We start from the raw sequence: 1,179 nt of genomic DNA, 5'->3' as shown, positions 1-1,179 counted from the left end.
CCTGGCCCGCTGGCTGGCCGACGGCAACCTCGAATACCTCGGCCGCGCCGACGACCAGGTGAAGATCCGCGGCAACCGGGTCGAACCCGACGAAGTACGCGACCGCCTCGCCGCGCTTCCCGGCGTACGCGACGCCGCGGTCGTGGCACGCGATTCGGCGGTACGCGGCACGCACCTGGTCGGCTACTACGTGGCTGCGGCGGAACTCGACGCCGGTCAATTGCGCGCCGGACTTTCGGCGACGCTGCCGGACTTCATGCTGCCAGCCTTCTTCGTGCGCATCGACAGCCTCCCGCTCAGCGCCAACGGCAAGCTCGACCGCCGGCAACTGCCGGCACCGCCGGAACAGGTGGCGGCGGTTGCGCCGCGCACGGCGACCGAGGCCGAACTGGCGGCGGTGTGGGCCGATGTCCTCGGCGTGGCGGAGGTCGGCGTGCACGACGACTTCTACGCCCTCGGCGGCGACTCGATCCTGATGCTGCGCATCCGCGCCGCCGCACAGCGGCGCGGCCTGGGCTTCGAACTCGCCGACCTGATGCGCAACCCGACGGTGGCGGGTCTTGCCGAGCGCCTGGTGCGTCCGCTCGCGGAGCGAAGCTACCAGCCGTTCGAACTGGTTTCCGAAGTCGACAAGCCGCGCCTGGAAGGGCTGGAGGACGCCTTCCCGACCAGCCGGCTGAGTCTCGGCCTGCTCTTCCATAGCCGCCAGCGCCCCGACTCGTCGGTCTACCACGACGTGTTCCACTACCGCTTCGACCTGGCCTGGGACGAAGCCGCGTTCCGCCACGCGCTGGACCGGGTAGTCGCCGCCTATCCCGCGCTGCGTTCGTCGTTCGACCTCAGCGGTGCATCCGAACCGCTGCAACTCGTGCATACCCAGGCGCGCAGCGAACCGCTGATCCTGGACCTGCGCGGCAACCCGGAGGCCGGGACGGTGCTCGACGAGCACATCCGCCAACGCCGCTTCCATCGCTATTCGCTGCAACAGCCCGGGCTGTTCCTGTTCGCCGCGTTCGTCCGCGAGGACGGCCTGGACCTGGTGTTCAGCTTCCACCATGCGATCCTCGACGGCTGGAGCGTGGCCAACCTGATCGTCGCGCTGGTCGCCGCCTACCGTGGCGAGCCGCTGCCGGGCCCCGCGCCGGCGCTGGCCTGCCATGTCCGCGAGGAGCTGGCCGC

General features: G+C 70.7%; 1 protein-coding gene. It reads left to right on the top strand.

The features are described 5' to 3' along the window. The coding region (locus FFS27_RS32975) for a condensation domain-containing protein (protein ID WP_256659912.1) at nt 1–1,179 on the top strand (1,179 nt) is incomplete at both ends.

This window comes from Pseudomonas sp. 2VD (assembly GCF_005503585.1).
Lineage (GTDB): Bacteria > Pseudomonadota > Gammaproteobacteria > Pseudomonadales > Pseudomonadaceae > Pseudomonas > Pseudomonas aeruginosa.
The sequence above is the reverse complement of the archived record's forward strand: the minus strand, read 5'-3'. Positions and strand labels throughout refer to the sequence as shown.